The 24,355-nt window shown below is 58.7% G+C and carries 25 protein-coding genes; 15 read left to right on the top strand and 10 right to left on the bottom strand.

Annotated elements, in window-relative coordinates:
* From hycC to hycA, 3 genes are all read right to left on the bottom strand, one after another.
* Positions 1 to 1,815, bottom strand: a complete 1,815-nt coding sequence (gene hycC / locus IM313_RS12745) for a formate hydrogenlyase subunit 3 (RefSeq protein ID WP_192971684.1) — start codon at positions 1,813 to 1,815, stop codon at positions 1 to 3.
* Positions 1,812 to 2,420: a 4Fe-4S dicluster domain-containing protein gene (locus tag IM313_RS12740; protein ID WP_192971683.1), complete on the bottom strand. Its 609-nt coding sequence runs from the start codon at positions 2,418 to 2,420 to the stop codon at positions 1,812 to 1,814. Before IM313_RS12740 ends, hycC begins: the two co-directional genes overlap by 4 nt.
* A gap of 73 nt (positions 2,421 to 2,493) precedes the next feature.
* Positions 2,494 to 2,958: a formate hydrogenlyase regulator HycA gene (gene hycA, locus IM313_RS12735; protein WP_041908468.1), complete on the bottom strand. Its 465-nt coding sequence runs from the start codon at positions 2,956 to 2,958 to the stop codon at positions 2,494 to 2,496.
* 211 nt (positions 2,959 to 3,169) lie between these two features.
* Here hycA and hypA point away from each other — a divergent pair, with 211 nt between their 5' ends.
* The 10 genes from hypA to IM313_RS12685 all read left to right on the top strand — a co-directional run bounded on the left by hypA (position 3,170) and on the right by IM313_RS12685 (position 13,103).
* Positions 3,170 to 3,520 carry a hydrogenase maturation nickel metallochaperone HypA gene (gene hypA, locus IM313_RS12730; protein WP_028014217.1) on the top strand — a complete coding sequence of 117 codons (351 nt, stop codon included), beginning with the start codon at positions 3,170 to 3,172 and terminating at the stop codon, positions 3,518 to 3,520.
* A 3-nt stretch (positions 3,521 to 3,523) separates the two neighbouring features.
* Positions 3,524 to 4,387, top strand: coding sequence for a hydrogenase nickel incorporation protein HypB (gene hypB, locus IM313_RS12725; RefSeq protein ID WP_045261247.1), 864 nt, complete (start codon positions 3,524 to 3,526; stop codon positions 4,385 to 4,387).
* On the top strand, positions 4,378 to 4,650 hold the full coding sequence (locus IM313_RS12720; protein WP_100170788.1) for a HypC/HybG/HupF family hydrogenase formation chaperone: 273 nt from the start codon (positions 4,378 to 4,380) through the stop codon (positions 4,648 to 4,650). The genes hypB and IM313_RS12720 overlap by 10 nt, the downstream gene beginning before the upstream one ends.
* A gap of 3 nt (positions 4,651 to 4,653) precedes the next feature.
* Positions 4,654 to 5,775 carry a hydrogenase formation protein HypD gene (gene hypD / locus IM313_RS12715; RefSeq protein WP_192971682.1) on the top strand — a complete coding sequence of 374 codons (1,122 nt, stop codon included), beginning with the start codon at positions 4,654 to 4,656 and terminating at the stop codon, positions 5,773 to 5,775.
* Positions 5,772 to 6,782, top strand: coding sequence for a hydrogenase expression/formation protein HypE (gene hypE / locus IM313_RS12710; RefSeq protein WP_192971681.1), 1,011 nt, complete (start codon positions 5,772 to 5,774; stop codon positions 6,780 to 6,782). Before hypD ends, hypE begins: the two co-directional genes overlap by 4 nt.
* 63 nt (positions 6,783 to 6,845) lie before the next feature.
* Positions 6,846 to 8,918: a formate hydrogenlyase transcriptional activator FlhA gene (gene flhA, locus IM313_RS12705; protein ID WP_192971680.1), complete on the top strand. Its 2,073-nt coding sequence runs from the start codon at positions 6,846 to 6,848 to the stop codon at positions 8,916 to 8,918.
* A 151-nt stretch (positions 8,919 to 9,069) separates the two neighbouring features.
* Positions 9,070 to 10,068 carry an ABC transporter substrate-binding protein gene (locus tag IM313_RS12700; protein ID WP_028014223.1) on the top strand — a complete coding sequence of 333 codons (999 nt, stop codon included), beginning with the start codon at positions 9,070 to 9,072 and terminating at the stop codon, positions 10,066 to 10,068.
* A complete protein-coding gene (locus IM313_RS12695) occupies positions 10,068 to 11,105 on the top strand; it encodes an iron ABC transporter permease (protein ID WP_028014224.1) in 1,038 nt (345 codons plus the stop codon). Before IM313_RS12700 ends, IM313_RS12695 begins: the two co-directional genes overlap by 1 nt.
* A complete protein-coding gene (locus IM313_RS12690; protein WP_048960092.1) occupies positions 11,105 to 11,866 on the top strand; it encodes an ABC transporter ATP-binding protein in 762 nt (253 codons plus the stop codon). Before IM313_RS12695 ends, IM313_RS12690 begins: the two co-directional genes overlap by 1 nt.
* Positions 11,867 to 11,882: 16 nt before the next feature.
* A complete protein-coding gene (locus IM313_RS12685; protein ID WP_192971679.1) occupies positions 11,883 to 13,103 on the top strand; it encodes an MFS transporter in 1,221 nt (406 codons plus the stop codon).
* Positions 13,104 to 13,108: 5 nt separating this feature from the next.
* On the opposite strand, the gene IM313_RS12680 is transcribed toward IM313_RS12685, so the two are convergent.
* Positions 13,109 to 13,453 (bottom strand): nitrous oxide-stimulated promoter family protein, encoded by a 345-nt coding sequence (locus IM313_RS12680; protein ID WP_047364429.1) that lies wholly within the window; start codon positions 13,451 to 13,453, stop codon positions 13,109 to 13,111.
* Positions 13,454 to 13,628: 175 nt separating this feature from the next.
* On the opposite strand from IM313_RS12680, the gene IM313_RS12675 reads away from it, so the two are divergent.
* Complete coding sequence (locus IM313_RS12675) at positions 13,629 to 13,859, top strand: SymE family type I addiction module toxin (RefSeq protein WP_028014228.1); 231 nt, start codon at positions 13,629 to 13,631, stop codon at positions 13,857 to 13,859.
* A gap of 113 nt (positions 13,860 to 13,972) precedes the next feature.
* Positions 13,973 to 16,534: a DNA mismatch repair protein MutS gene (gene mutS, locus IM313_RS12670; RefSeq protein WP_045261242.1), complete on the top strand. Its 2,562-nt coding sequence runs from the start codon at positions 13,973 to 13,975 to the stop codon at positions 16,532 to 16,534.
* A gap of 93 nt (positions 16,535 to 16,627) precedes the next feature.
* Here the strand turns inward: mutS and IM313_RS12665 are convergent, their stop codons facing one another.
* The 3 genes from IM313_RS12665 to IM313_RS12655 are packed head-to-tail and all read right to left on the bottom strand — an operon-like array spanning position 16,628 to position 18,879.
* Entirely contained in the window at positions 16,628 to 16,849 is a 222-nt protein-coding gene (locus tag IM313_RS12665) for a non-oxidative hydroxyarylic acid decarboxylases subunit D (protein WP_003862116.1), read from the bottom strand.
* Positions 16,850 to 16,859: 10 nt separating this feature from the next.
* Positions 16,860 to 18,287 carry a non-oxidative hydroxyarylic acid decarboxylases subunit C gene (locus tag IM313_RS12660; RefSeq protein WP_041908445.1) on the bottom strand — a complete coding sequence of 476 codons (1,428 nt, stop codon included), beginning with the start codon at positions 18,285 to 18,287 and terminating at the stop codon, positions 16,860 to 16,862.
* Complete coding sequence (locus tag IM313_RS12655) at positions 18,277 to 18,879, bottom strand: non-oxidative hydroxyarylic acid decarboxylases subunit B (protein ID WP_028014231.1); 603 nt, start codon at positions 18,877 to 18,879, stop codon at positions 18,277 to 18,279. The genes IM313_RS12660 and IM313_RS12655 overlap by 11 nt, the downstream gene beginning before the upstream one ends.
* 173 nt (positions 18,880 to 19,052) lie before the next feature.
* Between IM313_RS12655 and IM313_RS12650 the strand changes: the two genes are divergently transcribed.
* Positions 19,053 to 19,460: a MarR family winged helix-turn-helix transcriptional regulator gene (locus IM313_RS12650; protein WP_028014232.1), complete on the top strand. Its 408-nt coding sequence runs from the start codon at positions 19,053 to 19,055 to the stop codon at positions 19,458 to 19,460.
* On the opposite strand, the gene IM313_RS12645 is transcribed toward IM313_RS12650, so the two are convergent.
* Complete coding sequence (locus tag IM313_RS12645; RefSeq protein WP_192971728.1) at positions 19,457 to 20,344, bottom strand: LysR family transcriptional regulator; 888 nt, start codon at positions 20,342 to 20,344, stop codon at positions 19,457 to 19,459. The genes IM313_RS12650 and IM313_RS12645 overlap by 4 nt on opposite strands.
* Before the next feature lie 108 nt (positions 20,345 to 20,452).
* Between IM313_RS12645 and IM313_RS12640 the strand changes: the two genes are divergently transcribed.
* Both IM313_RS12640 and IM313_RS12635 read left to right on the top strand, forming a co-directional pair.
* Positions 20,453 to 21,655, top strand: coding sequence for an MFS transporter (locus tag IM313_RS12640; protein WP_192971678.1), 1,203 nt, complete (start codon positions 20,453 to 20,455; stop codon positions 21,653 to 21,655).
* On the top strand, positions 21,652 to 22,029 hold the full coding sequence (locus tag IM313_RS12635) for a DUF4440 domain-containing protein (RefSeq protein ID WP_136343719.1): 378 nt from the start codon (positions 21,652 to 21,654) through the stop codon (positions 22,027 to 22,029). Before IM313_RS12640 ends, IM313_RS12635 begins: the two co-directional genes overlap by 4 nt.
* A gap of 52 nt (positions 22,030 to 22,081) precedes the next feature.
* On the opposite strand, the gene rpoS is transcribed toward IM313_RS12635, so the two are convergent.
* Complete coding sequence (gene rpoS / locus IM313_RS12630) at positions 22,082 to 23,074, bottom strand: RNA polymerase sigma factor RpoS (RefSeq protein ID WP_013098493.1); 993 nt, start codon at positions 23,072 to 23,074, stop codon at positions 22,082 to 22,084.
* Positions 23,075 to 23,133: 59 nt separating this feature from the next.
* The gene (gene nlpD / locus IM313_RS12625; RefSeq protein WP_192971677.1) at positions 23,134 to 24,258 is read right to left on the bottom strand and encodes a murein hydrolase activator NlpD; all 1,125 of its coding nucleotides are present in this window, start codon (positions 24,256 to 24,258) and stop codon (positions 23,134 to 23,136) included.
* Between the last annotated feature and the right edge of the window lie 97 nt (positions 24,259 to 24,355).

The raw sequence follows: 24,355 nt of genomic DNA, 5'->3' as shown, positions 1-24,355 counted from the left end.
TCAGGCTCCTCGTGAAATCACAATCACCACCAGCACCGCCAGCTCGATCAGCGCCAGCCGGCGGAACAGCACGGGCACGGCAGCACTCTGCCAGCCCGGCACCCAGCCCTGCGGGTTAAGCCACTGGCGCAGCTTCAGCACGGCGGCGAAGTTCTCCTTCACCGGCATGGCAAAACCGTGGGCGGTGATAACCATTGACGGCTCGTGTTCATAACCGCAGGCCCACGCCGCGCCGCGAGAGCGGGAGGCGAGACGGTCGCGTCTGAAGAACAGCATCAGCACGAACGGCAGGAGCGGCCCGGCGATCAGCAGCAGCGCAATCATCGGCTGGGAGACAACGGTATGCGCCGTCGCCAGCGGCAGCGGAACGGCGTGGCCCAGCAGCGGCAGCAGCCACGGCGCGGCAACCCCACCCGCAATGCAGCACAGCGCCAGCGCGACCACGCTGGTGGCCATCAGTACCGGGGCGCAGCAGGCGTTTTCCGCTTCACGGGTACGCGGCGCGCCGAGGAAGGTGACGCCGTAGACCTTCGCCATGCACATCACCGCCAGCGCCCCGGTAATCGCCAGGCCCACCGCCAGCAGCGGGCCGAGCAGCCGCGCGATAAACGCGTCGCTCTGGCCGAGCGCGAAGAAGGACTGATAGATCACCCACTCCCCGGCAAAGCCGTTCAGCGGCGGCAGCGCGGCCATCGCCATCAGCCCCACCAGCATGGCGAGTGAAATCATCGGCATCTTTTTGCCAATCCCACCGAGCTTTTCGATATCGCGATGGCCGGTGCGGAACCAGACGCTGCCCGCGCCGAGGAACAGAGTGGTTTTAAACAGGCTATGGTTGACGAGGTGATACAGACCGCCGATAAACCCGGCGGCAATCAGCGCCGGTTGGTTGAGCGCCAGCCCGGTGACGCCCGCGCCCATGCCGAGCAGGATGATGCCGATGTTTTCCAGGGTGTGATAGGCCAGCAGACGCTGGATGTTGTGCTCCATCAGGGCGTACAGGCCGCCGACAAAGGCGGTGATCATCCCCGCAATCAGCAGCGCTACCCCCCACCACAGCGGCGGCTGACCGCCCGTCAGGGTAAGCGTCAAAATGCCGAACAGACCGACCTTCATTACCACCGTCGAAAACAGCGCGGCGGCGGGCGCAGAGGCATTGGCGTGCGCCTGCGGGACCCAGCCGTGCAGCGGGATAATCCCGGCCAGCAGGCCAAAGCCGACTGCGCCCAGCAGCCAGACGTCGTTCCCCAGCGGCTGGCCGTTAAGCGCGGCAAAGTCCAGGGTGCCGAAACGCTGCCACACCAGCCAGCAGACCAGCGCCAGCAGCAGCGTGCCGAGGCGTCCGAGCGCAAACCACAGCTTGCCGGAGGCGCTGCAGCCGGTCAGGAACACGCCACACAGCGCCATGATTTCGGCCATCACCACCAGCGCGCCGAGGTTGCTGGCGGTAACCGTGCAGACCGCAGCGGCCATCAGCAGATTGACCAGCAGGCCGTTGGCTTTGGTCTGCTGATGGCGGTGCCAGTCGATATTGAACAGGCTGATAAACAGCCCGCACAGGCCAAAGGTCACCAGCCAGATGGCGTTCAGCGGCGTTATCGCCACGGTGTGGCGAATCAGCGGCATGAGTGTTTCCACGGATTGTCCGCCGAGCAGGACGACACCGCCCGCCGCCAGCGTCATCAGGCTGCCGACCGCCCCGCCGATACCGGCTATCCAGCCGCTCAGGGTTTTATGGAAAGAGAACACCAGCGCCAGCGCGGCGGCAGCGGCAAAGTACGCCACGCAGCTGTTAATCATAAATATCGCGTTCATTTCGCCCCCTCGTTTAGCGCCTGCAGAAGCGAAAGATCGCCGACGTAGGTATTAATGGTCAGCTCGCGTTTGCGCCTGCTGGTGCGGGCGATATCGCGGATGTTAACCAGGATCAGCGCTTTGGTCGGGCAGGTCCGCACGCAGGCCGGGCCCTGTTCGTCAAAGCTGCACAGGTCGCACTTCACCGCAATAGCGCGGATGCCGGGCACCCAGTCCAGCAGCGTGCTCACGCGTGCCGGAGCCGGTGGCGCAGGCGGCGCTTTCGGGGTATTGGCGTTCGCCGGGATATGCAGCGGGCGGCTGCCGGAGAATTCAATGGCGCCGAACGGGCAGGCGATGCCGCACAGCTTGCAGCTCACGCACAGGCTTTCGTTCAGCTGGACCGCGCCATCGACGCGGGTGATGGCATTGACGGGACAGACGCCCGCGCACGGGGCATCTTCACAGTGGTGGCAGAGCTGCGGGGCAGACTCTTTCTCATTACGCATGACGCGCAGGCGCGGCATGGACTGCAGCCCGTGCAGGCGGTGCGTTTCCGAACACGCCGCCTCACAGGTCCGACAGCCAATACAGACCGTCGAGTCAGCAATTACAAAACGGTTCACCGGGCAATCCTCTGGTGATGGTCATTTTTGACGACGAAAAACTGTCTCATCGACACTTTTCGACATTCGGTTATCAGGCAAGATTTGCGGGGGCCTTTCCCACGACGAGCTGTTTGAGGTCGACCGGCAAGTCGTGCTCAACCGCGGCGTAGAGACCGTTGTAAACCGGCGCGATTTTCTCCAGATAGTGCTCAAGCACCTGCTGGCGATCGCGGTTGCTGACGTAGCCGTCGACCATGCCGTCGGCCATCAGCTGCGCCTGCGCAATACGTTGTTTTTCACCCTCTTTATTCTCAACGTAGTACTCGATGGTGTGGCTGTTAAAGCTGTCTGCCAGGGTCACAAAGACCGTGAAATGACCGAACAGGACAAAGCGCATATCCCCCTGCGCCGCACAGCTCATTGCATGATGCAGTCGGGCTTTTGACAGGGTGATCCCCTGAACCAGAGAGTTACAGTAGAGGTGCCATTGATCCTGAAGCTGCTGGTGGCGCTGCGCGATGTAATCCGCTTTTTCGCTAATTTCCCAAATAGTCATAGAAGGTATCCGGTTAATGGAGATAGCGGCTGTTAAGCAGATTCCGTGCCAGTTTTTAATTTATTGATTTTAATTATTTTTTTCAAAAAACACACTGTCAACGCCGCCGTGTCGACGTGTCATTTCGACAGCGCTGACATCGTCACGCCGTAACGCAAATCAAGCTGGCACCGTTATTGCATTTACTGGCGCAAATCATTGAGGAGGCGTCATGCACGAAATCACCCTCTGCCAGCGGGCTCTGGAACTTATCGAACAGCAGGCAGTGCAAAACCACGCGAAGCGCGTCACCGGCGTCTGGCTGAAGGTCGGGGCGTTTTCCTGCGTCGAGACCAGCGCCCTGAACTTTTGTTTTGAGCTGGTGTGCCGCGGCACGCTGGCGGAAGGCTGCGCGCTGCATATCGACGAGCAGCAGGCGGAGTGCTGGTGCGAGCAGTGCCAGCAGTACGTCACCCTGCTCTCATCAAAGGTTCAGCGCTGCCCGCAGTGTCAGAGCACGGGTCTTCGCATCGTGGCGGATGACGGTATGCAGATCCAACGCCTCGAAATCGAGAAGGAGTAATGTATGTGTAGCACCTGCGGTTGCGCCGAAGGCAACCTGTATATAGAAGGGGATGAACACCGTCCCCACTCCGCGTTTCGCTCCGCGCCCTTTTCCCCTGCCCCGCGTCCTGCGGCGGCCCTGACCGGCATCACCTTTGCGCCGCAGCGTTCCGACGCGGGCGATCTGCATTACGGCCACGGCGAAGCGGGCACCCACGCGCCGGGCATAAGCCAGCGCCAGATGCTGGAGGTGGAGATCGACGTGCTGGACAAAAATAACCAGATCGCCGCCCGCAACCGCGCCCGCTTTGCCGCGCGTCAACTGCTGGTGCTGAACCTGGTCTCCAGCCCCGGCTCCGGCAAAACCACGCTGCTGACCGAAACGCTCACGCGCCTGAACGAACGCGTCTCCTGCGCGGTGATCGAAGGCGATCAGCAAACCGTTAACGACGCGGCGCGCATCCGCGAAACCGGGACGCCCGCCATTCAGGTTAACACCGGCAAGGGCTGCCACCTGGATGCGCAGATGATTGCCGACGCCGCCCCTCGCCTGCCGCTGGCGGATAACGGCATCCTGTTTATCGAAAACGTCGGTAACCTGGTATGCCCGGCAAGCTTCGACCTCGGCGAACGGCATAAAGTGGCTGTGCTCTCCGTGACCGAAGGGGAGGACAAGCCGCTGAAGTACCCGCACATGTTCGCCGCCGCCTCCCTCATGCTGCTGAACAAAGTTGACCTGCTGCCGTACCTGAACTTCGACGTGGATAAGTGCCTTGCCTATGCCCGCGAGGTGAACCCGGACATTCACATCCTGCTGGTTTCCGCCACGCGCGGCGACGGCATGGACGCCTGGCTGGACTGGCTGGAGAGCGAACGATGTGCATAGGCGTACCGGGACAAATCCATTCCCTCGACGGCAATCAGGCTAAAGTGGAGGTTTGCGGCATCCTGCGCGACGTCGACCTGACGCTGGTGGGCTGCACGGATGAGACGGGCGCGTCGCGCCTCGGCCAGTGGGTGCTGGTCCACGTGGGGTTTGCGATGAGCGTGATTAACGAAGCGGAAGCCCGCGACACGCTGGACGCGCTGCAAAACATGTTTGACGTGGAGCCGGACGTGGGCGCGCTCCTGTACGGCGAGGAGCGCTAGCCTATGCGTTACGTTGATGAATACCGCGCGCCAGAACAGGTGATGCAGCTTCTCGGACATCTGAAAACGCGCGCGGCGCTGCTGGACTACACGAACGAAAGGCCGCTGCGGATCATGGAGGTGTGCGGCGGGCACACGCACGCCATCTTCAAGTTTGGCCTTGACCAGCTGCTGCCGGAGAACATCGAGTTTATTCACGGCCCCGGCTGCCCGGTGTGCGTTTTGCCGATGGGGCGTATCGACAGCTGCATCGAAATTGCCGGCCAGCCCGACGTCATTTTCTGCACGTTTGGCGACGCGATGCGCGTGCCGGGGAAAAACGGCTCGCTGCTGCAGGCGAAGGCGCGCGGCGCGGACGTGCGGATCGTTTACTCGCCGATGGATGCCCTGACGCTGGCAGAGGCTAACCCTGAGCGCAAGGTCGTCTTTTTCGGGCTGGGTTTTGAAACCACCATGCCCGCTACGGCCATCACGCTGCAGCAGGCGAAAGCGCGCAACGTCACTAACTTTTTCTTTTTCTGCCAGCATATTACGCTCATTCCCACGCTGCGCTGCCTGCTCGAAGAGCCAGACAACGGCATCGACGCGTTTCTGGCGCCGGGCCACGTCAGCATGGTGATTGGCACAGACGCCTACGGTTTTATCGCTGATCAGCACAATCGTCCGTTAGTGGTGGCTGGTTTCGAACCGCTTGATCTACTGCAAGGCGTAGCCATGCTGGTTGAGCAGAAAATAGCGTCCCTGAGCGCGGTCGAAAACCAGTACCGCCGCGTGGTGCCCGATGCGGGAAATGAACGGGCGCAGCAGGCGATAGCTGACGTGTTTAGCGTTGAGGGCGACAGCGAGTGGCGCGGGCTGGGGCTGATTGCGGAATCCGGCGTGCGCCTGACGCCTGCCTATCGCGAATTTGATGCCGAAGCGCACTTCCGCCCTCAGCCGCAGCAGGTGTGCGACGATCCCCGGGCCCGCTGCGGCGAGGTGCTTACCGGCAAATGCAAACCTCATCACTGCCCGCTATTTGGCAACACCTGTAACCCGCAAACCGCGTTTGGCGCGCTGATGGTCTCCTCTGAAGGGGCATGCGCCGCGTGGTATCAGTATCGCAACCAGGAGTGTGAAGCATGAACACGGTGGAAATGGCGCACGGAAGCGGTGGACAGGCGATGCAGCAGCTGATTAACAGGCTGTTCATGGAGGCCTTTAATAACCCCTGGCTCGCCGAGCAGGAGGATCAGGCGCGCATCGCGCTCTCAACCCTCACCGCACACGGCGACCGGCTGGCGTTCTCCACCGACAGCTACGTGATTGACCCGCTATTCTTCCCGGGCGGCGATATTGGCAAGCTCGCCGTCTGCGGTACGGCCAACGACGTGGCCGTCAGCGGCGCCATTCCGCGCTACCTCTCCTGCGGATTTATCCTCGAAGAAGGATTACCGATGGAGACGCTTGCGGCAGTGGTCAACAGCATGGCGCACACCGCCCGCGAGGCGGGGATCGCTATCGTCACCGGGGATACCAAAGTGGTCCAGCGCGGCGCGGCGGATAAGCTCTTCATCAACACCGCCGGCATGGGGGCGATCCCTGCCGACATTCACTGGGGCGCGCAACGCCTTAGCGCGGGCGACGTGCTGCTGGTAACCGGCACGCTGGGCTGCCACGGGGCAACCATCCTGAACCTGCGCGAAGGCCTGGGGCTGGACGGCGAGCTTCGCAGCGACTGCGCGGTGCTCACCCCGCTTATCCAGACGCTGCGCGACATGCCGGGCGTCAAAGCCCTGCGCGACGCCACCCGGGGCGGGGTGAATGCCGTTGTCCACGAGTTTGCCGCAAGCAGCGGGTGCGGGATTGAACTGAGCGAGCGCGACCTGCCCGTTAAGCCTGCCGTGCGGGGGCTGTGTGAGCTTTTAGGGCTTGACCCGCTAAACTTTGCCAACGAGGGCAAGCTGGCGATCGGCGTGGAACGTTCGGCGGCGGAAGCCGTACTTGAACAGCTGAGAGCGCATCCCTTAGGGAAAGACGCGGCCATCATTGGCGACGTGGTTGAGCGCAAAGGGGTGCGCCTGACCGGACTTTACGGCGTGAAGCGCACGCTGGATCTGCCGCACGCTGAGCCGTTACCCCGAATTTGCTAGAACCGCACCATAAGTGGTCAGCAGTGAAGTCTCTTTTTTGCCAGTTTCTATTGGAAAGCAATAATGCCGTATACACCGATGAGCGATCTTGGACAGCAGGGCCTGTTTGACATCACGCGCACACTTTTACAACAGCCCGATCTCGGCGCGCTGAGCGATGCCCTGACGCGGCTGGTCAGGCAATCAGCGCTGGCGGACAGCGCGGCGATTGTGCTCTGGCATAGTGGAACGCACCGCGCGAGCTACTATTCCACGCGCGAGAATGGCAAAACGTTTGAATACGAAGACGAAACGTACCTCGCGCACGGCCCGGTGCGCCGCATTCTCTCCCGGCCTGAAGTGCTGCACTGCAATTTTGAAGAGTTTCGGATGGCATGGCCGCGGCTGGCAGAGAGCAATCTCTATCAGCCTTTCGGTCATTACGGCATGCTGCCGCTGGCGGCGGAGGGCCATATTTTTGGCGGCTGCGAGTTTATCCGCAATACCGACCAGCCCTGGAGCGAGGCGGAGTACGAGCGGCTGCATACCTTTGCCCAGATTGTGGCCGTCGTCGCGGAGCAGATCCAAAGCCGCGTCACCAATAACGTGGATTACGACCTGCTGAGCCGCGAGCGCGATAACTTCCGCATTCTGGTCGCCATCACCAACGCCGTACTCTCAAGACTCGACATGGACGAGCTGGTCAGCGAAGTCGCCAAGGAGATCCACCACTATTTCAGGATCGACGCCATCAGCATCGCGCTACGCGGGAACCGCAAAGGCACGCTGAACATCTACTCCACCCACTATCTTGATGAGGCCAATCCGGCGCACGAGCAGAGCGAGGTGGACGAAGCGGGCACCCTTTCTGAGCGGGTATTTAAAAGCAAAGAGATCCTGCTGCTGAATCTTAGCGAGCAGGACCCGGTGGCGCCGTACGAGCGGATGCTGTTTAACACCTGGGGCAACAAAATTCAGACCCTGTGCCTGCTGCCGCTGATGTCCGGCAGTACCATGCTTGGGGTGCTCAAACTGGCGCAGTGCGATGAAGCCGTGTTTACCACCGCCAACCTGAAGCTGCTGCGCCAGATCGCCGAGCGTATTTCCATCGCGCTGGATAACGCCCTCGCCTATCAGGAGATCCACCGCCTGAAAGAGCGGCTGGTGGACGAAAACCTGGCCCTGACCGAACAGCTCAACAACGTGGACAGCGAGTTTGGCGAAATCATCGGGCGCAGCGATGCCATGTACAGCGTCCTCAAGCAGGTGGAAATGGTGGCCCAGAGCGACAGCACGGTGCTGATCCTCGGTGAAACCGGCACCGGGAAAGAGCTGATTGCCCGGGCGATCCATAACCTGAGTAACCGCAACAGCCGCCGGATGGTGAAGATGAACTGCGCGGCGATGCCAGCTGGCTTGCTGGAAAGCGACCTCTTCGGCCACGAGCGCGGCGCCTTTACCGGCGCCAGCAGCCAGCGGCTTGGCCGTTTCGAACTGGCGGATAAAAGCTCGCTGTTCCTCGACGAAGTGGGCGATATGCCGCTGGAGCTGCAGCCCAAGCTGCTGCGCGTTTTGCAGGAGCAGGAGTTTGAGCGCCTCGGCAGCAACAAGCTGATCCAGACCGACGTGCGGCTGATTGCCGCCACCAACCGCGACCTGAAAAAGATGGTCGCCGACCGCGAGTTTCGCAGCGATCTCTACTATCGCCTGAACGTCTTTCCGATCTGCCTGCCGCCGCTACGCGAGCGCCCGGAAGATATTCCGCTGCTGGTGAAGGCCTTTACCGCGAAGATTGCCCGCCGGATGGGGAGGAATATCGACAGTATTCCCGCCGAAACGCTACGTACCCTCTCGTCGATGGAGTGGCCCGGCAACGTGCGCGAGCTGGAAAACGTCATTGAGCGCGCGGTGCTGCTGACGCGCGGGAACGTCCTTCAGCTCTCTTTGCCTGAAGTCTCCCTTCAGGAAGCCCCCACGCTTTCGGCAGAAGTCGCGCAGGAAGGCGAAGATGAATATCAGCTGATATTGCGCGTGCTGAAAGAGACCAACGGCGTGGTAGCCGGACCGAAGGGCGCAGCTCAGCGACTGGGGCTGAAACGCACTACCCTGCTCTCTCGCATGAAGCGTCTGGGAATCGATAAAGAGAGCCTGCTTTAACCCGTCATTCCGGCGCCGCTTATGGCGCCGCTTTTCGTCACCCTGCGCAATTGTCCCTCATTGACACAATATATTTTCCTCTGTATAAAATTCCGCCTTAATAATGCGTTTCATTTGCATCAAAAATAATATTAATGAAGGGTAGCGTTTCATGAAGAAGGTCATCTGCGCGTTAGGCCTGGCGATTGCGTCGGTCAGTTCTGCTCTGGCAACCACATATCCTCTGACGATTGAAAACTGTGGCTATAAAGAGACATTCACTAAAGCGCCGGAACGCGTCGTGGCCCTCGGTCAGAACACCGTGGAAATTTTGCTCCTGCTGGGGCTGGAAGATAAGGTCAAGGCCAGTGCCTTCTGGCCGACCAAAGTGCTGCCGCAGCTGGCTGAGCAGAATGCAAAAATCAAAACCCTGACCGTCGAAATTCCGACTCTTGAATCCATCCTTGCGCAAAACCCCGATTTTGTTCCTGCCCAGCTGCCGCTGCTGCTTGGGCCGGAAAGTAAGGTCGCAAAACGTGAAGATCTGGCTACCGTCGGCGTGAACAGCTATTTATCTCCAGGCATGTGCGCCACCAAAAAAGCGGCAGGCGATATGTACGGCAGCCGCCAGACGCTGTGGGATATGACGTACCTTTATAAAGAGATTGAAGATTTCGCGAAGATTTTTAACGTTGAAGCGCGCGGCCAGGCCGTTATCGCTGATTTCAAAAAACGTGAGGCCGACCTGCGTCAGGAATTTGGTAAAAACAAAAAAGATCTCTCGTTTGTTTTCTGGTTCTCAAGCGCCTCGCCTTCGGCAGATGCCTATGTCGGCGGGAAAAACAGCGCCTCCGGTTTTATTGCTAACGTGCTGGGTGGCCATAACGCCATTACCGCTGAGACCGAATGGCCGACCGTCGGCTGGGAAAGTATTATTGCCGCGAACCCTGATGTGATTGTCGTCTCCAGTCTGGACCGCAACCGCTGGGCGCTGGATAACGCGGATGAGAAAATCAAATTCCTGAAAAGCGATCCTGCCGTGAGCCAGCTTGATGCCGTCAAAAAAGGCCATATCGTGGTGATGGACGGTCAGGCGATGAACCCGACGATTCGTACGATTTACGGTGCTGAACAGGTGGGTGAACAGCTCAGAAAACTGGGGCTGAACTGATGACGGCAGCCGTACTTCAGGCCCGCCAGGGCCTGATCCTGACCACTTCCGCTCTGCTTGCCGTTGTCCTGCTGTTTTTAGTGATTGCTCTTGGCGTCAGCGTCGGCGAGCTGTCGATTCCGCTGTCCAACGTCTTTTACGCTATTGGTAATAAGCTGGGGCTGACCGACGTTCCGCTCAACCGCATCTATGAGAGCGTAATCTGGGACTTTCGCCTGAGCCGCGCGCTGGTGGCGGCCTGCTGCGGAGCCGGTTTAGCCATCTGCGGGGCCGTGCTGCAAAGCCTGCTGAAGAACGCGCTGGCGGAACCCTACGTGCTCGGCGTGTCGGCGGGTGCCTCAACCGGGGCGGTGTCGGTCGTCGTCCTGGGCATCGGCACCGGCGCGGTGTCGCTCTCTGCGGGCGCGTTTGCCGGGGCGTTCGCCGCCTTTGCGTTTGTCGCCTTTCTGACGAACGGCGCGCGCGGCGGCAATGAACGCACCATTCTGGCAGGCGTTGCTGCATCTCAGCTTTTCAACGCCATTACCGCCTACACCATCAGCACCTCCGCCAGCGCGCAGCAGGCGCGCGACGTGATGTTCTGGCTGCTGGGCAGCTTTAGCGGCGTGCGTTGGCCGGAATTCCAGCTGGCGCTGGTTGTCGTGCTGGCGGGCCTTGCCGTCTGCCTCTACTATTCCCGGGCGCTGGACGCCTTTACCTTTGGTGATGACGCGGCTGCCTCTTTAGGCATTGCCGTGCCCTGGGTGCGTCTTGCCCTGTTTACCACCACGGCCCTGATCACCGCGACCATCGTCAGCATGGCGGGCTCAATCGGCTTTGTAGGGCTGGTGGTGCCGCACGTTATGCGCTTCCTGTTCGGGCCGCTGCACCGCACGCTGCTGATTGCCAGCGCGCTGGCGGGGGCGATCCTGATGGTGCTGGCCGATATCGCCTCGCGGATGCTGATTGCGCCGCAGAGCCTGCCCGTCGGCGTGGTCACCGCGCTGGTGGGCGTACCTTTCTTTGCCGTGATTATCTACCGCTCAAGGAATAAGTGATGAGTATCTGCGCTGAAAATATTACCTGGAAGGTAGGCAAAAAAGTTATCGTCAATGGTGTCTCGCTGAAGGTTTCACGCGGCGAAACGGTGGGTTTGCTTGGTCCTAACGGCTGCGGCAAATCGTCCCTTTTGCGTATCCTGGCAGGCCTGCGTCGCCCGGATGCGGGCAGCGTGACCCTGGACGGGCAGGACATTTCCCGCATCGCCAAAAAGCAGCTTGCCCGCCGTGTGGCGTTCGTTGAGCAGCACGGGATGACCGACGCCAACATGCGCGTGCGCGACGTGGTCAAACTTGGACGTATTCCGCACCACTCCCCTTTTTCTAACTGGAGCGCGCAGGATGACGACACCGTCACCGCGGCTCTGCAGCGTGTCGATATGCTGGACCGCAGCGAGCAGGGCTGGCTGAGCCTGTCCGGCGGCGAGCGTCAGCGGGTGCATATTGCCCGCGCGCTGGCGCAAACGCCAACCGAAATCCTGCTGGATGAACCGACCAACCACCTGGATATCCATCATCAGATGCAGCTGATGCAGTTGATCAGCCAATTACCCGTTACCAGTATCGTCGCCATCCACGATCTCAACCACGCTTCAATGTTCTGCGACTCGCTGATTGTGATGCAGAAAGGGCAAATTGTGGCGACCGGAACGCCGCAGGACATCTTATCCGAGTCGTTGCTCTGGGATGTCTTCCGGGTCAAAACCAAAATTGAGATCTCGCCGTTTCATGGCAAAAAGCACATTCACTTTATCGTTTAGGGACGAGTGATCGACAATGTCCCTTCGCCCCGCCACCACTCTCTGGCCGCCCGTTTTACTGGGTAGCCAGTTTGTTTTTAACATTGGTTTTTACGCCGTCGTTCCCTTCCTGGCGATATTTCTGCGTGACGACATGCTGCTCTCCGGCGGGCTCATCGGGCTGATCCTGGGCCTGCGCACGTTCTCGCAGCAGGGGATGTTTATCGTTGGCGGTGCGCTCTCGGACCGGTTTGGCGCGAAAGTCATCATCCTCAGCGGCTGTATAGTTCGTGTTTCAGGCTATCTGCTGCTGGCCTTCGGGGGATCGCTGTGGCCGATTATTCTGGGCGCGTGTCTGACGGGCGTCGGCGGCGCGCTATTTTCTCCCTCAATTGAGGCTCTGCTGGCGAAAGCGGGTACCCACAGCGAGGCGAAAGGGAAACGAAGCCGGGCGGAGTGGTTTGCGCTCTTTGCCGTCTGCGGGGAGCTCGGCGCGGTACTGGGCCCGGTTGCTGGCGCTCTGCTAACGGGGCTTGGCTTCCGCCAGGTGGCGCTGGCGGGGGCAGGCGTCTTTATCATTGCGCTAGTGGTGCTTTACTTCTGTCTGCCTGCTGCCGGGCAACGTTCACAGAAGATAAAAATAGTGCCCTGGTGGACGACGTTCCGCCAGCCGCGCTTTGTCGCCTTTATCATTGCCTACAGCTCCTGGCTATTAAGCTATAACCAGCTCTATCTGGCGCTGCCGGTGGAGATCCAGCGCTCCGGCGGTAACGAGAAAGATCTCGGCCCGCTTTTTATGCTGGCCTCCGTTCTGATCATTACCTTACAGCTGCCGCTGGCGCGTTTCGCCCGACGCGTGGGCGCGGTGAACATTCTTCCGGTGGGCTTTTTGCTGCTTTCCGCCGCCTTTGTGAGCGTGGCAATGTTTGCGGCAACAGAACCGCCTGAGGGCTGGCTGCGGCTTCTGCCCTCGGTCTCGTTTGTCACGCTGCTGACGCTGGGGCAGATGCTGCTGGTGCCCTCGGCAAAAGATCTCATTCCGCGGTTCGCCGATGAATCCACGCTGGGCGCGCACTATGGCGCACTCTCCACCGCCGGAGGCATTGCAGTACTGGCTGGAAACTTATTATTTGGCAGCCTGCTGGATCGCGCGCTGGTGCCTTCAACGCAGGCGATTTACCCGTGGCTGCTGCTGGCGCTCTTTCCACTCTGCAGCGCGCTGGCCCTGAATGTGATTTGCCGCCCGCTACGAAGCTGATCGGTTCACTTTTTCGGGCGATACTTCTCCGGCAGTTCCGGCACCGGACGACGGTCATCCATCAGATGGCGGACGGTCAGAATGGGGTGACGCCATAACATACGCGGGCCTGCCCAGCGCATAATCTGCTTCATCTCTTCACGTCTGGCAGGCTGGTAGCAGTGCACCGGGCATTGTTTACAGGCGGGCTTTTCTTCACCAAAAACGCACTTATCCAGGCGCTTATCAGCATACGCGTTGAGCGCCTGATAATGCCCCGCTTCCTGAGAAGCCTGTGGACACTGCTTTGCGTACAACGCGATCATTTTCGCGATGGTCTCTTTTTCACGTGATATGCGTTTACCGGTCATAGCGACTTACCAAATAATAAGATGCATCAATAATACACTTTAAAACTGTGGATTTCAGGTGTTGCATTCCGTTTTCTGAAGCCTGATTCCACTATTAACCCTGCACCTCCTGAAAATCACTGGTATTTTATACAGGCATCAGGAATGACCGTTGTCCGTATAGTCTGGAGACCCTATGAAAGAGATCGCGATCGGCAAACCCTACCGCCATTTAAAAGTGGGATATTTCAGAAAACGTCACGAGGATCGAAAAACGAAGATACCAAAGCGATACAGCGTGCATGCGGCGCTGAGCTTAAAAGGAGACTGGCTTGAAAAGGCGGGCTTTACCACCAACTCCCAGGTCAGGGTGGACGTTGAGCATGGAAAAATCGTCATTGAGTTAATGTCTGAAGGTGCCTCGTAAAGCCGCCACATTTTTCTGCGCCGTACCTTTTTTTCATGCGACAATAGAACGAACAAATGGCCACTGAGCCGCTCAAAACGGTTTATTTTCAAAGAAATGGACATCATAACTCCATGAGCACAATCGACAATTTCGACGCACATACGCCGATGATGCAGCAGTACCTGAAGCTGAAGGCACAGCATCCGGAAATCCTGCTGTTTTACCGCATGGGCGATTTTTACGAGCTGTTTTATGACGATGCTAAACGTGCCTCGCAGTTGCTCGACATCTCGCTAACCAAACGTGGCGCATCCGCAGGCGAGCCCATCCCGATGGCCGGTATCCCGCACCACGCGGTTGAAAACTATTTGGCCAAGCTGGTGAATCAGGGTGAGTCCGTTGCCATCTGCGAACAAATCGGCGATCCGGCAACCTCGAAAGGCCCGGTTGAGCGCAAAGTCGTGCGCATCGTCACGCCAGGCACCATCAGTGATGAAGCCCTGCTTCAGGAGCGCCAGGATAACCTGCTGGCAGCGCTGTGGCAGGACGGCAAAGGGTTTGGCTACGCCACGCTGGACATCAGCTCCGGACGTTTTCGACTGAGTGAGCCGGCTGACCGCGAAACGATGGCTGCCGAACTGCAGCGCACCAACCCGGCAGAGCTGCTCTACGCCGAAGACTTCGCCGAAATGGCGCTGATTGAAGGCCGTCGCGGATTGCGCCGTCGCCCGCTGTGGGAATTTGAAATTGATACCGCGCGCCAGCAGCTGAACCTGCAGTTCGGTACCCGCGATCTGATTGGCTTTGGCGTGGAAAATGCTCCGCGCGGGCTGTGTGCCGCTGGTTGCCTGCTGCAGTACGTGAAAGACACCCAGCGCACCGCCCTGCCGCATATCCGTTCTATCACCATGGAGCGCCAGCAGGACAGCATCATCATGGATGCCGCCACGCGCCGTAACCTGGAGATCACCCAGAACCTGGCAGGTGGCGTTGAAAACACGCTCGCGTCGGTGCTCGACAGCACGGTGACGCCGATGGGCAGCCGCATGCTGAAACGCTGGCTGCATATGCCGATTCGCGATACCGATACGCTGGTTTGCCGCCAGCAGACGATTGCTGCGTTGCAGGATCGCTACACCGAGCTGCAGCCGGTCCTGCGTCAGGTGGGCGATCTGGAACGTATTCTTGCCCGTCTGGCATTGCGCACCGCGCGCCCGCGTGACCTCGCGCGGATGCGTCATGCTTTCCAGCAGCTGCCGGAACTGCGTGCGCAGCTGAGCGACGTTGACAGCGCGCCGGTGCAGAAACTCCGTGAAACGATGGGCGAATTCACCGAGCTTCGCGAGCTGCTGGAGCGCGCCATTATTGATGCCCCTCCGGTTCTGGTGCGCGATGGCGGCGTGATTGCTCCAGGCTACAACGAGGAGCTGGACGAATGGCGCGCGCTGGCCGACGGCGCGACGGACTATCTCGATAAGCTGGAAATTCGCGAACGCGAGCGTCTTGGGCTCGACACGCTGAAAGTGGGGTATAACGCGGTACACGGTTACTACATTCAGATCAGCCGCGGGCAAAGCCATCTGGCGCCGATTCACTACGTACGTCGTCAGACCTTGAAAAACGCCGAGCGTTACATCATTCCCGAGCTGAAAGAGTACGAGGACAAAGTACTCACCTCGAAAGGTAAAGCCCTGGCGCTGGAAAAACAGCTGTATGACGAGCTGTTCGACATGCTGATGCCACACCTGGCTGACCTGCAGCTCAGCGCCAGCGCGCTGGCGGAGCTGGACGTGCTGGTGAACCTGGCAGAACGGGCTGAAACGCTGAACTATACCTGCCCGACCTTTACCGACAAGCCCGGCATTCGCATTACGGAAGGCCGTCACCCGGTCGTTGAGCAGGTGCTGAACGAACCGTTCATCGCCAACCCGCTGAGCCTGTCGCCGCAGAGAAGAATGCTGATCATTACCGGCCCGAACATGGGCGGTAAGAGTACCTACATGCGCCAGACGGCGCTGATTGCTTTGCTCGCGTATATCGGCAGCTACGTCCCGGCGCAAAAAGTGGAGATTGGCCCCATCGATCGTATCTTCACCCGCGTTGGGGCAGCGGACGATCTGGCGAGCGGTCGCTCAACCTTCATGGTCGAGATGACCGAAACGGCTAATATTCTGCATAACGCGACGGAGCACAGCCTGGTGCTGATGGACGAAGTGGGACGCGGAACCTCAACCTATGACGGCCTGTCTCTGGCCTGGGCCTGTGCTGAAAGCCTCGCGAATAAAATCAAGGCCATGACGCTGTTCGCCACCCACTACTTCGAGCTGACGCAACTGCCGGAGAAAATGGAAGGCGTGGCTAACGTTCATCTTGATGCGCTGGAGCACGGCGATACCATTGCCTTTATGCACACGGTGCAGGATGGCGCGGCGAGCAAGAGCTATGGCCTGGCCGTTGCGGCGCTGGCAGGTGTACCAAAAGAGGTGATCAAGCGCGCTCGCCAGAAGCTGCGTGAGCTGGAAAGCCTCTCGCCGAATGCGGCGGCGACGCAGATTGATGGCACCCAGATGTCGCTGTTGGCGCCAGCTGAAGAAACGTCGCCTGCGGTGGAAGCGCTGGAGAACCTCGACCCGGATTCGCTGACGCCGCGTCAGGCGCTGGAGTGGATTTACCGGTTGAAGAGTCTGGTTTAGTTTTCTGCGGTCTGTTTTGTCGGGTGGCGGCTTCGCCTTACCCGACCTACAAAACCCGTAGGCCCGGTAAGCGCAGCGCTACCGGGCTTATTTTTACAACAGCGGCGGGATCGTCGGCACCTGCGGTGCTTCATCAATATCCTTCTGCGTCATGCGGAACGCTTCCGGGTAATGCTCGCGGCTGGTACGACGCAGCGGTTCGGTATCGCGCCAGGTATAAAGACAATGCTGGCACTGGTAAACGGTCCAGACCCCTTTCACCGGTGACGTCGCCATCACTTCAATATGCTCATCGGCACAACGTGGACAAATCATCTTTTCCTCCTTATTGGCGTGCTGCCAGCATCGCGGTCAGTTTTTCAGCCCAGGCTTTAGTTTCAGGCAGATCCTGTACCGGCTGGCTGTAGTGGCCACGGGTGTCCGGTGCAACAGGCGTGGTGGCATCAATAATCAGTTTGTCGGTAATGCCCGCCGGGCTGGAGCCAGGGTCGAGTTCAAGCACTGACATGTTCGGCAGCTGCACCAGATCCCCTGCCGGATTGACCTTCGATGAGAGCGCCCACATCACCTGCGGGAGGTTGAACGGATCGACATCCTCATCCACCATAATCACCATCTTCACGTAGCCCAGACCGTGCGGCGTGGTCATGGCGCGTAAACCGACCGCGCGGGCAAAACCACCGTAGCGTTTTTTGGTGGAGATAATTGCCAGCAGACCGTGGGTGTACATCGCGTTCACCGCCTGCACTTCCGGGAATTCCGCCTTCAGCTGCTGGTAAAGCGGCACGCAGGTGGCTGGTCCCATCAGATAGTCAATCTCGGTCCACGGCATGCCGAGGTAAAGGGATTCGAAGATCGGTTTGGTGCGGTAAGAAACTTTGTCGATACGGACCACCGTCATATTACGGCCACCGGAATAGTGTCCGGTAAACTCGCCGAACGGCCCTTCGATTTCACGTTTGCGGCCTTCAATCACCCCTTCCAGGATCACTTCAGACCCCCACGGCACGTCGAAGCCGGTCAGCGGCGCGGTGGCAATCGGGTACGGGCTTTCGCGCAGCGCGCCGGCCATTTCATACTCAGACTGATCGTATTTCAGCGGCGTGGCGCCCATCAGGGTGATGATCGGGTCGTTGCCGAGAGTAATCGCGATCGGCAGATCTTGCCCGCGCTCTTCCGCTTTGTGCAGATGGAGGGCGATATCGTGCATCGGTACCGGCTGCAGGCCGAGCTTGCGCTTGCCCTTGACCTCCATGCGGTAGATCCCGACGTTCTGCTTGCCGAAATGGTCCGGGTCGAGCGGATCGCGCGAGACAACGCACGCTTTATCGAGATAAAAACCGCCGTCACCGTCGTTCAGGCGAAACAGCGGCAGGATATCGAACAGGTTAATGTCTTCACCGTCGACCGTATTTTGTGCCCAGGCCGGGTTAGCGCGGCGCTCCGGCGTAACGGGGAATTTGTCCCAGCGGCGAATAAACTCGTCGATCTGTTTTTTTACCGGGGTATTCGCTGGCAGCCCCATCGATATGGCATGGTTTTGCCACGAGCCGATGGTGTTCATCACCACGCGGGCATCGGTAAAGCCACGAATATTGTCGAACCACAGCGCGGGCGCGCCGTCGCCAATACGGCCTGTGGCGTTGGCTGCCGCCGCCAGATCCGGCTCCGCATTCACCTCTTCCTCAATTTTCAGCAGTTGCCCTTGCTCATCGAGCGCCTGCAGGAAGCTTCTCAAATCATCAAATGCCATCTTTGTTCTCCTGTGAAAAATGTTTCGCCTCCCGCAACCCGTTCCATCGGCGCGCCTTTTTGTGCTCCAGACCAAACTGGTCGAGCACACGGGTCACGATATGCTGGGTGATGTCATCGGCGGTTTGCGGGTGGTTGTAATACGCAGGCATGGGCGGCACCATCGCCACGCCCATGCGGGAAAGCGCCAGCATGTTCTCCAGATGAATGGTGCTGAGCGGCGTTTCGCGGGGAACGAGCACCAGCTTGCGCCCCTCTTTCAGCACCACATCTGCCGCACGGCCCACCAGCCCTTCGGCGTAGCCCGCGCGGATCCCCGCCAGCGTTTTCATGCTGCAGGGAATGACGATCATGCCGTCGGTGCGAAACGAGCCGGAGGAGATGGTGGCGGCCTGGTCAGCCGGGCTGTGAACAACGTCAGCCAGCGCAGCAACGTCCTGCACGCTGTAAGGCGTTTCCAGCTCAATGGTTGTTTTTGCCCACTTCGACATGACCAGATGGGTCTCTACCTCCGGCATTTCCCTCAGCGCCAGCAGCAGCGCCACGCCCAGCGGAGCCCCCGTTGCTCCTGTCATTCCCACGATCAATCTCATTCATCACCTCAATCAATTTGTTCGTGTACGAACATTTAAAGATAAACTACTCCCGGATCGCTCTACTGACAAGATCGTTCGCACACGATCACATTAATTGCTAAAAAATCCCGCGTTATCATCCCTGGCTTTAGCGGCTATCATAGGGCGTGATTTTTTCTGTCGGAGTGTTCATGGAACTAAGACAAGAGGCGTTCCACCTGTTACGTCAGCTTTTTCAACAGCATACCGCTAAGTGGCAACATTCCCTGCCGGAACTGACCAAGCCGCAGTATGCGGTTATGCGCTCCATTGCCGAGCACCCGGGCATTGAGCAGGTGGCATTGACCGAAGTGGCGGTCAGCACGAAGGCGACGCTGGCGGAGATGCTCAGCCGAATGGAGGCGCGCGGGCTGGTCAAACGCGAGCACGATCCCGCAGACAAGCGCCGCCGGTTTGTCTTCCTGACGCCGGAAGGCGAAGCCCTGCTTGCAGACTGCCAGCCGGTCGGCAACGAGGTGGATGAGGCGTTTTTAGGGCGTCTTAATAAGGCCGAACGGGAGCAGTTCTCTGCGCTCATCAAAAAGATGATGCACGATTAATTCACCCTGGCGCGCATAAAATCAATAAAGGTGCGCACTTTCGCAGGCACGTGCCGGGCATCCGGATAAACCGCGTGGATGCCCTGCCGCGCGAAGGTATATTCCGGTAAAACCGGGACCAGTTTTCCCGCATCAAGCGCATCGCGCACCAGCCATTCCGGCAGTAACGCCACGCCACTTCCCGCAAGCGCAAAAGCCATAAGCGCCTGCGCGCTGTCGGCAAACAGGCGCGGCGCTTTTTTTATCTCAAGCATTTCAGGCGCACCGCTGGTATCTTTCACCTGCCAGCGCAGCGGCGAAGCTAAGCGCTCGTGAATAATCCAGTCGGCTTGTGCCAGCTGCGCAAGCGATTCAACCGGATGATTCATCCGCCATTCCGGCGTCGCGACGGGCAGGATGGAAAAATGTGAAATCAATGCGGCGTGGTAGCGCGAGTCGGTAAGCGTTCCCAACCGAATAGCCACGTCAAAGCGCTCTGAGATCAGGTCGGCATGGAGTGAAGACGAAACATGACGCACGCGAAGCTCCGGGTGCAGCTGGCTAAACCTTGCCAGCAACGGTACCACGACCCGCGAACCATACTCAGGGGTGGTGGTGATCCGCAATTCACCCGTGAGTCCTGCATGATTCGCGCGAACGTCATCCTGCAGCCGTTCTGCGTCCTTCAGAAGCGCCACGCTGCGCTGATGAAAAAGCGCTCCCGCCTCGGTTAACGTCAGGCGGCGGGTGGAGCGCAGCAGCAGCGTCACCCCCAGCTCGGCTTCGAGCTGGCGAATATTGAAGCTGACCACGGCTTTTGTCAGACCCAGCGCATCGGCTGCGGCAGTAAAGCTGCCGGTATCGGCCACCGCAACAAACATCTGCGTCCGCTGTAGGTTAATCATCATTACGCCTTTTACCGTCAAAATTTTTTTGACAGTATATCGCGCTTTGTCAGGTTTATCCGTGCTTCCGGGGTCGATACGATACGCCACCTCACGGGAGGATCCACCATGACGTATCGCAGCAAAGTCGCCGCTGTCTATCTGCTGGGCTTTTTTCTTGATTTGATCAACATGTTTATTGCCAGCGTCGCTTTTCCGGCGATGGCGCAAGCTCTTAACGCCACGCCTTCAGCGCTTGCCTGGGTCAGTAACGGGTATATTGCCGGCCTGACGCTGGCGATCCCGTTTAGCAGCATGCTCACGCGCCGCTTCGGACCAAAGCGGGTCATCCTGATCTCGCTTTTTCTGTTCAGCGCGGCTTCTGCTGCGGCAGGCTTGTCTGCAACGCTGGAAAGTCTGATCGCCTGGCGCGTGCTGCAGGGCATCGGCGGTGGCTTACTGATCCCCGTAGGACAGGCGCTGACCTGGCAACTGTTTCAGCCTCACGAGCGAGCCAGACTCTCCTCGGCGGTCATGCTGGTCGCGCTGCTTGCTCCCGCCTGCTCCCCCGCTATCGGGGGCCTGCTGGTGCAGATGCTAAGCTGGCGGTGGATATTTTTCGCGACGCTTCCGGTGGCCATCGTGACCTTTGTGTTGGCCTGCCTGTGGCTTAAACATGAAATACCCGCGATGAAAGCGGCCAGGCTGCTCAACCTGCGGTTGCTCGCGGACCCGCTTTTGCGTTTTGCCATGCTTGTCTATGTATGCGTTCCTGGCGTATTTATCGGGGTGAACATTACGGGCATGTTTTATCTTCAGCACGAGGCGAACATGAGCCCAGCCACAACGGGTATGCTCATGCTGCCGTGGTCCGTGGCATCGTTTATCGCCATCACGGCGACGGGACGCTATTTTAACCGTTTCGGCCCACAGCCGCTGATTGTTATCGGCTGCCTGCTGCAGGCGACGGGCATTCTGCTTTTGCTTAACGTCAGTTCGGCTACGTTGCTTCCTGTCGTTGCGTTTACCCTGATGGGCGCGGGGGGAAGCCTGTGCAGCAGTACCGCTCAGAGCAGCGCTTTTCTGACAACGCGCCGGGAAGAGATGCCGGATGCCAGCGCGCTGTGGAATCTCAATCGTCAGTTGAGCTTTTTTGCCGGAGCCCTGCTGCTGGCAGAGGTGCTGAGTCTGGCGCAGAGTTATCTGGCGCCGCTCGCCGCATGGCACGGAATGTTTCTTTTTGCCGCAGGCATGACCCTATTGCCTGTACTGTACGTTTTCCGACTTAACAATACGCAGGTGCTCGCCCAGCTGCGACAGGAGAATTCATGACGCCTTTTGAACACGACATTATCGACCTCCACATTGCGCTTGAAAACTGGTTAGGCAAAGGCGAAGGCGACTCCGACGCCCTGCTCGCCCGTTTCCGGCCAGATTTTCTGATGATCCCACCGGGAGGCGTTCATATCGACTATCACGGCCTTGTGGACTTTCTGCTCAGTCAGCGAGGTAGCCGCCCCGGACTGAAGATCGTCATTGACGAATTATCCACGATCGAGCGCTGGGATCGTGGCGCGGTACTGCACTACCGGGAGACGCAAACCCGGCCGGACCTGCCCGTCAACGTGCGCTGGTCAACCGCGGTGCTTAATCAGGAAGGCGACGGGATTACATGGCGTCTGCTGCACGAAACGGCCCAGCCGTAGCACAAAAGAAAAAGGCCCGTCTCACGACGGGCCTTTTTTGACGAAAGGATGCTTATTCGCGGAACAGCGCTTCGATATTCAGACCTTGCCCCTGCAGGATTTCACGCAGGCGGCGCAGACCTTCTACCTGAATCTGACGAACACGTTCACGGGTCAGGCCAATTTCGCGGCCGACGTCTTCCAGTGTCGCAGCTTCATACCCCAGTAAACCGAAACGACGTGCCAGCACTTCACGCTGTTTGGCGTTCAATTCGAACAGCCATTTGACGATGCTCTGCTTCATGTCATCGTCCTGCGTGGTGTCTTCCGGGCCGTTGTCTTTTTCATCGGCCAGGATGTCCAGCAGCGCTTTTTCGGAGTCGCCACCCAACGGGGTGTCAACCGAGGTAATGCGCTCGTTGAGACGCAGCATACGGCTTACGTCATCAACCGGTTTGTCGAGTTGTTCGGCAATTTCTTCTGCGCTTGGCTCGTGGTCCAGTTTATGGGACAACTCGCGCGCGGTACGCAGATAGACGTTCAACTCTTTGACGATGTGGATCGGCAGTCGGATCGTACGGGTCTGGTTCATAATAGCCCGTTCGATGGTCTGACGAATCCACCAGGTCGCGTAGGTTGAGAAACGGAACCCGCGTTCCGGGTCAAACTTCTCAACTGCGCGGATGAGACCTAAGTTGCCCTCTTCAATCAGATCCAGCAGAGCCAGACCACGATTGCCGTAACGGCGGGCAATTTTCACGACCAGTCGCAGGTTACTTTCGATCATGCGACGACGCGAGGCAACATCACCACGCAAAGCACGACGTGCGAAATAGACTTCTTCTTCGGCCGTTAGCAGTGGGGAGTAACCAATCTCCCCAAGGTAAAGCTGAGTCGCGTCCAGTACACGCTGTGTGGCGCCCTGCGATAACAGCTCTTCTTCAGCCAAATCGTTATCACTGGGTTCCTCTTCTACTAAGGCTTTTTCGTCAAAAGCCTCTGCTCCGTTCTCATCAAATTCCGCGTCTTCATTTAAATCATGAACTTTCAGCGTATTCTGACTCATAAGGTGGCTCCTACCCGTGATCCCTGAACGAGACACCCTGGCTGGCATGCCCCGTCAATTTATCGCTGCGGCAAGTACTGCAGCGGGTTTACGGATTTCCCCTTGTAACGAATTTCAAAATGCAAGCGTGTAGAACTGGTTCCGGTGCTACCCATGGTAGCGATTTTTTGCCCCGCCTTAACTTCTTGTTGTTCCCGGACCAGCATTGTGTCGTTATGGGCGTAGGCACTCAGGTAATCATCGTTATGTTTGATGATAATCAGATTACCGTAACCGCGCAGCGCGTTACCGGCATACACAACGCGTCCGTCTGCGGTCGCGATGATAGCCTGTCCTTTACTGCCTGCGATATCGATCCCTTTGTTCCCACCCTCAGAGGTTGCGAAGTTCTCGATAATCTTGCCGTCGGTTGGCCAGCGCCATGCGGTGATGGACGAACTGGCATTCTGACTGCTTGCAGTCGGTTCAGTAGAGCTAACCACAGGTGCCGTGGTCGGTGCTGTGACAACAGTCGCAGTCCCTTTATTATTCGGCAACATTTTGTTAGCAGTCTGATCACCTGAATCCTCAGAATACGTAATTACAGGTTGTGAAGCAACCACCGTGGTGGATTTTTGTGCAGGCTTGACGCTGTTATTTTGAGCAGTCACATCGGCCGCTGAAACCGTATTGCCAGGCGTGAGTGGCGTACCCGTTGCGTTGCCCACCTGGAGCGTTTGGCCAACTTCCAGAGCATACGGGGCCTGGACGTTGTTGCGCTGCGCGAGGTCACGGAAATCGTTCCCGGTGATCCAGGCAATGTAGAACAGCGTATCGCCGCGCTTCACGGTATAGGTACTGCCGCCGGTATAGCTGCCTTTCGGAATGTTCCCATACTGGCGGTTATAGACTATGCGGCCATTTTGGGTCTGAACAGGCTGTTCAACTGGCTGAATCTGCGTTGGCTGTGTAACAGGATGTTGCACAGGCTGAATTTGTGGTATTTGCTGCGGCGCAGCAGTACCCATTTTAGGCGGAGGCGTGATTAACATTCCGCTGGACGTGTTACCGGAGCCGCTGTTTCCCCCGACGGAACTGACGGGCGCAGGCGCGTTGTTGGAACTTGTACAGCCTGCCAGCCAGAGCGAAACCAGTGATAATGCCGCAACACGGCTGATGGTGAATTTAGGGCTTCCCGCGCTCATTTATCCCCCAGGAATGTGTTAACTACCAGTGACTTAAAATTTACCGTGATGACACGAATCTTTCGCGCCACACCATACGCTGAATTTGCCTTAATAA

It is taken from the genome of Enterobacter cloacae complex sp. P2B, from assembly GCF_014895985.1.
Taxonomy (GTDB): Bacteria; Pseudomonadota; Gammaproteobacteria; order Enterobacterales; family Enterobacteriaceae; genus Enterobacter; species Enterobacter bugandensis.
The sequence above is the reverse complement of the archived record's forward strand: the minus strand, read 5'-3'. Positions and strand labels throughout refer to the sequence as shown.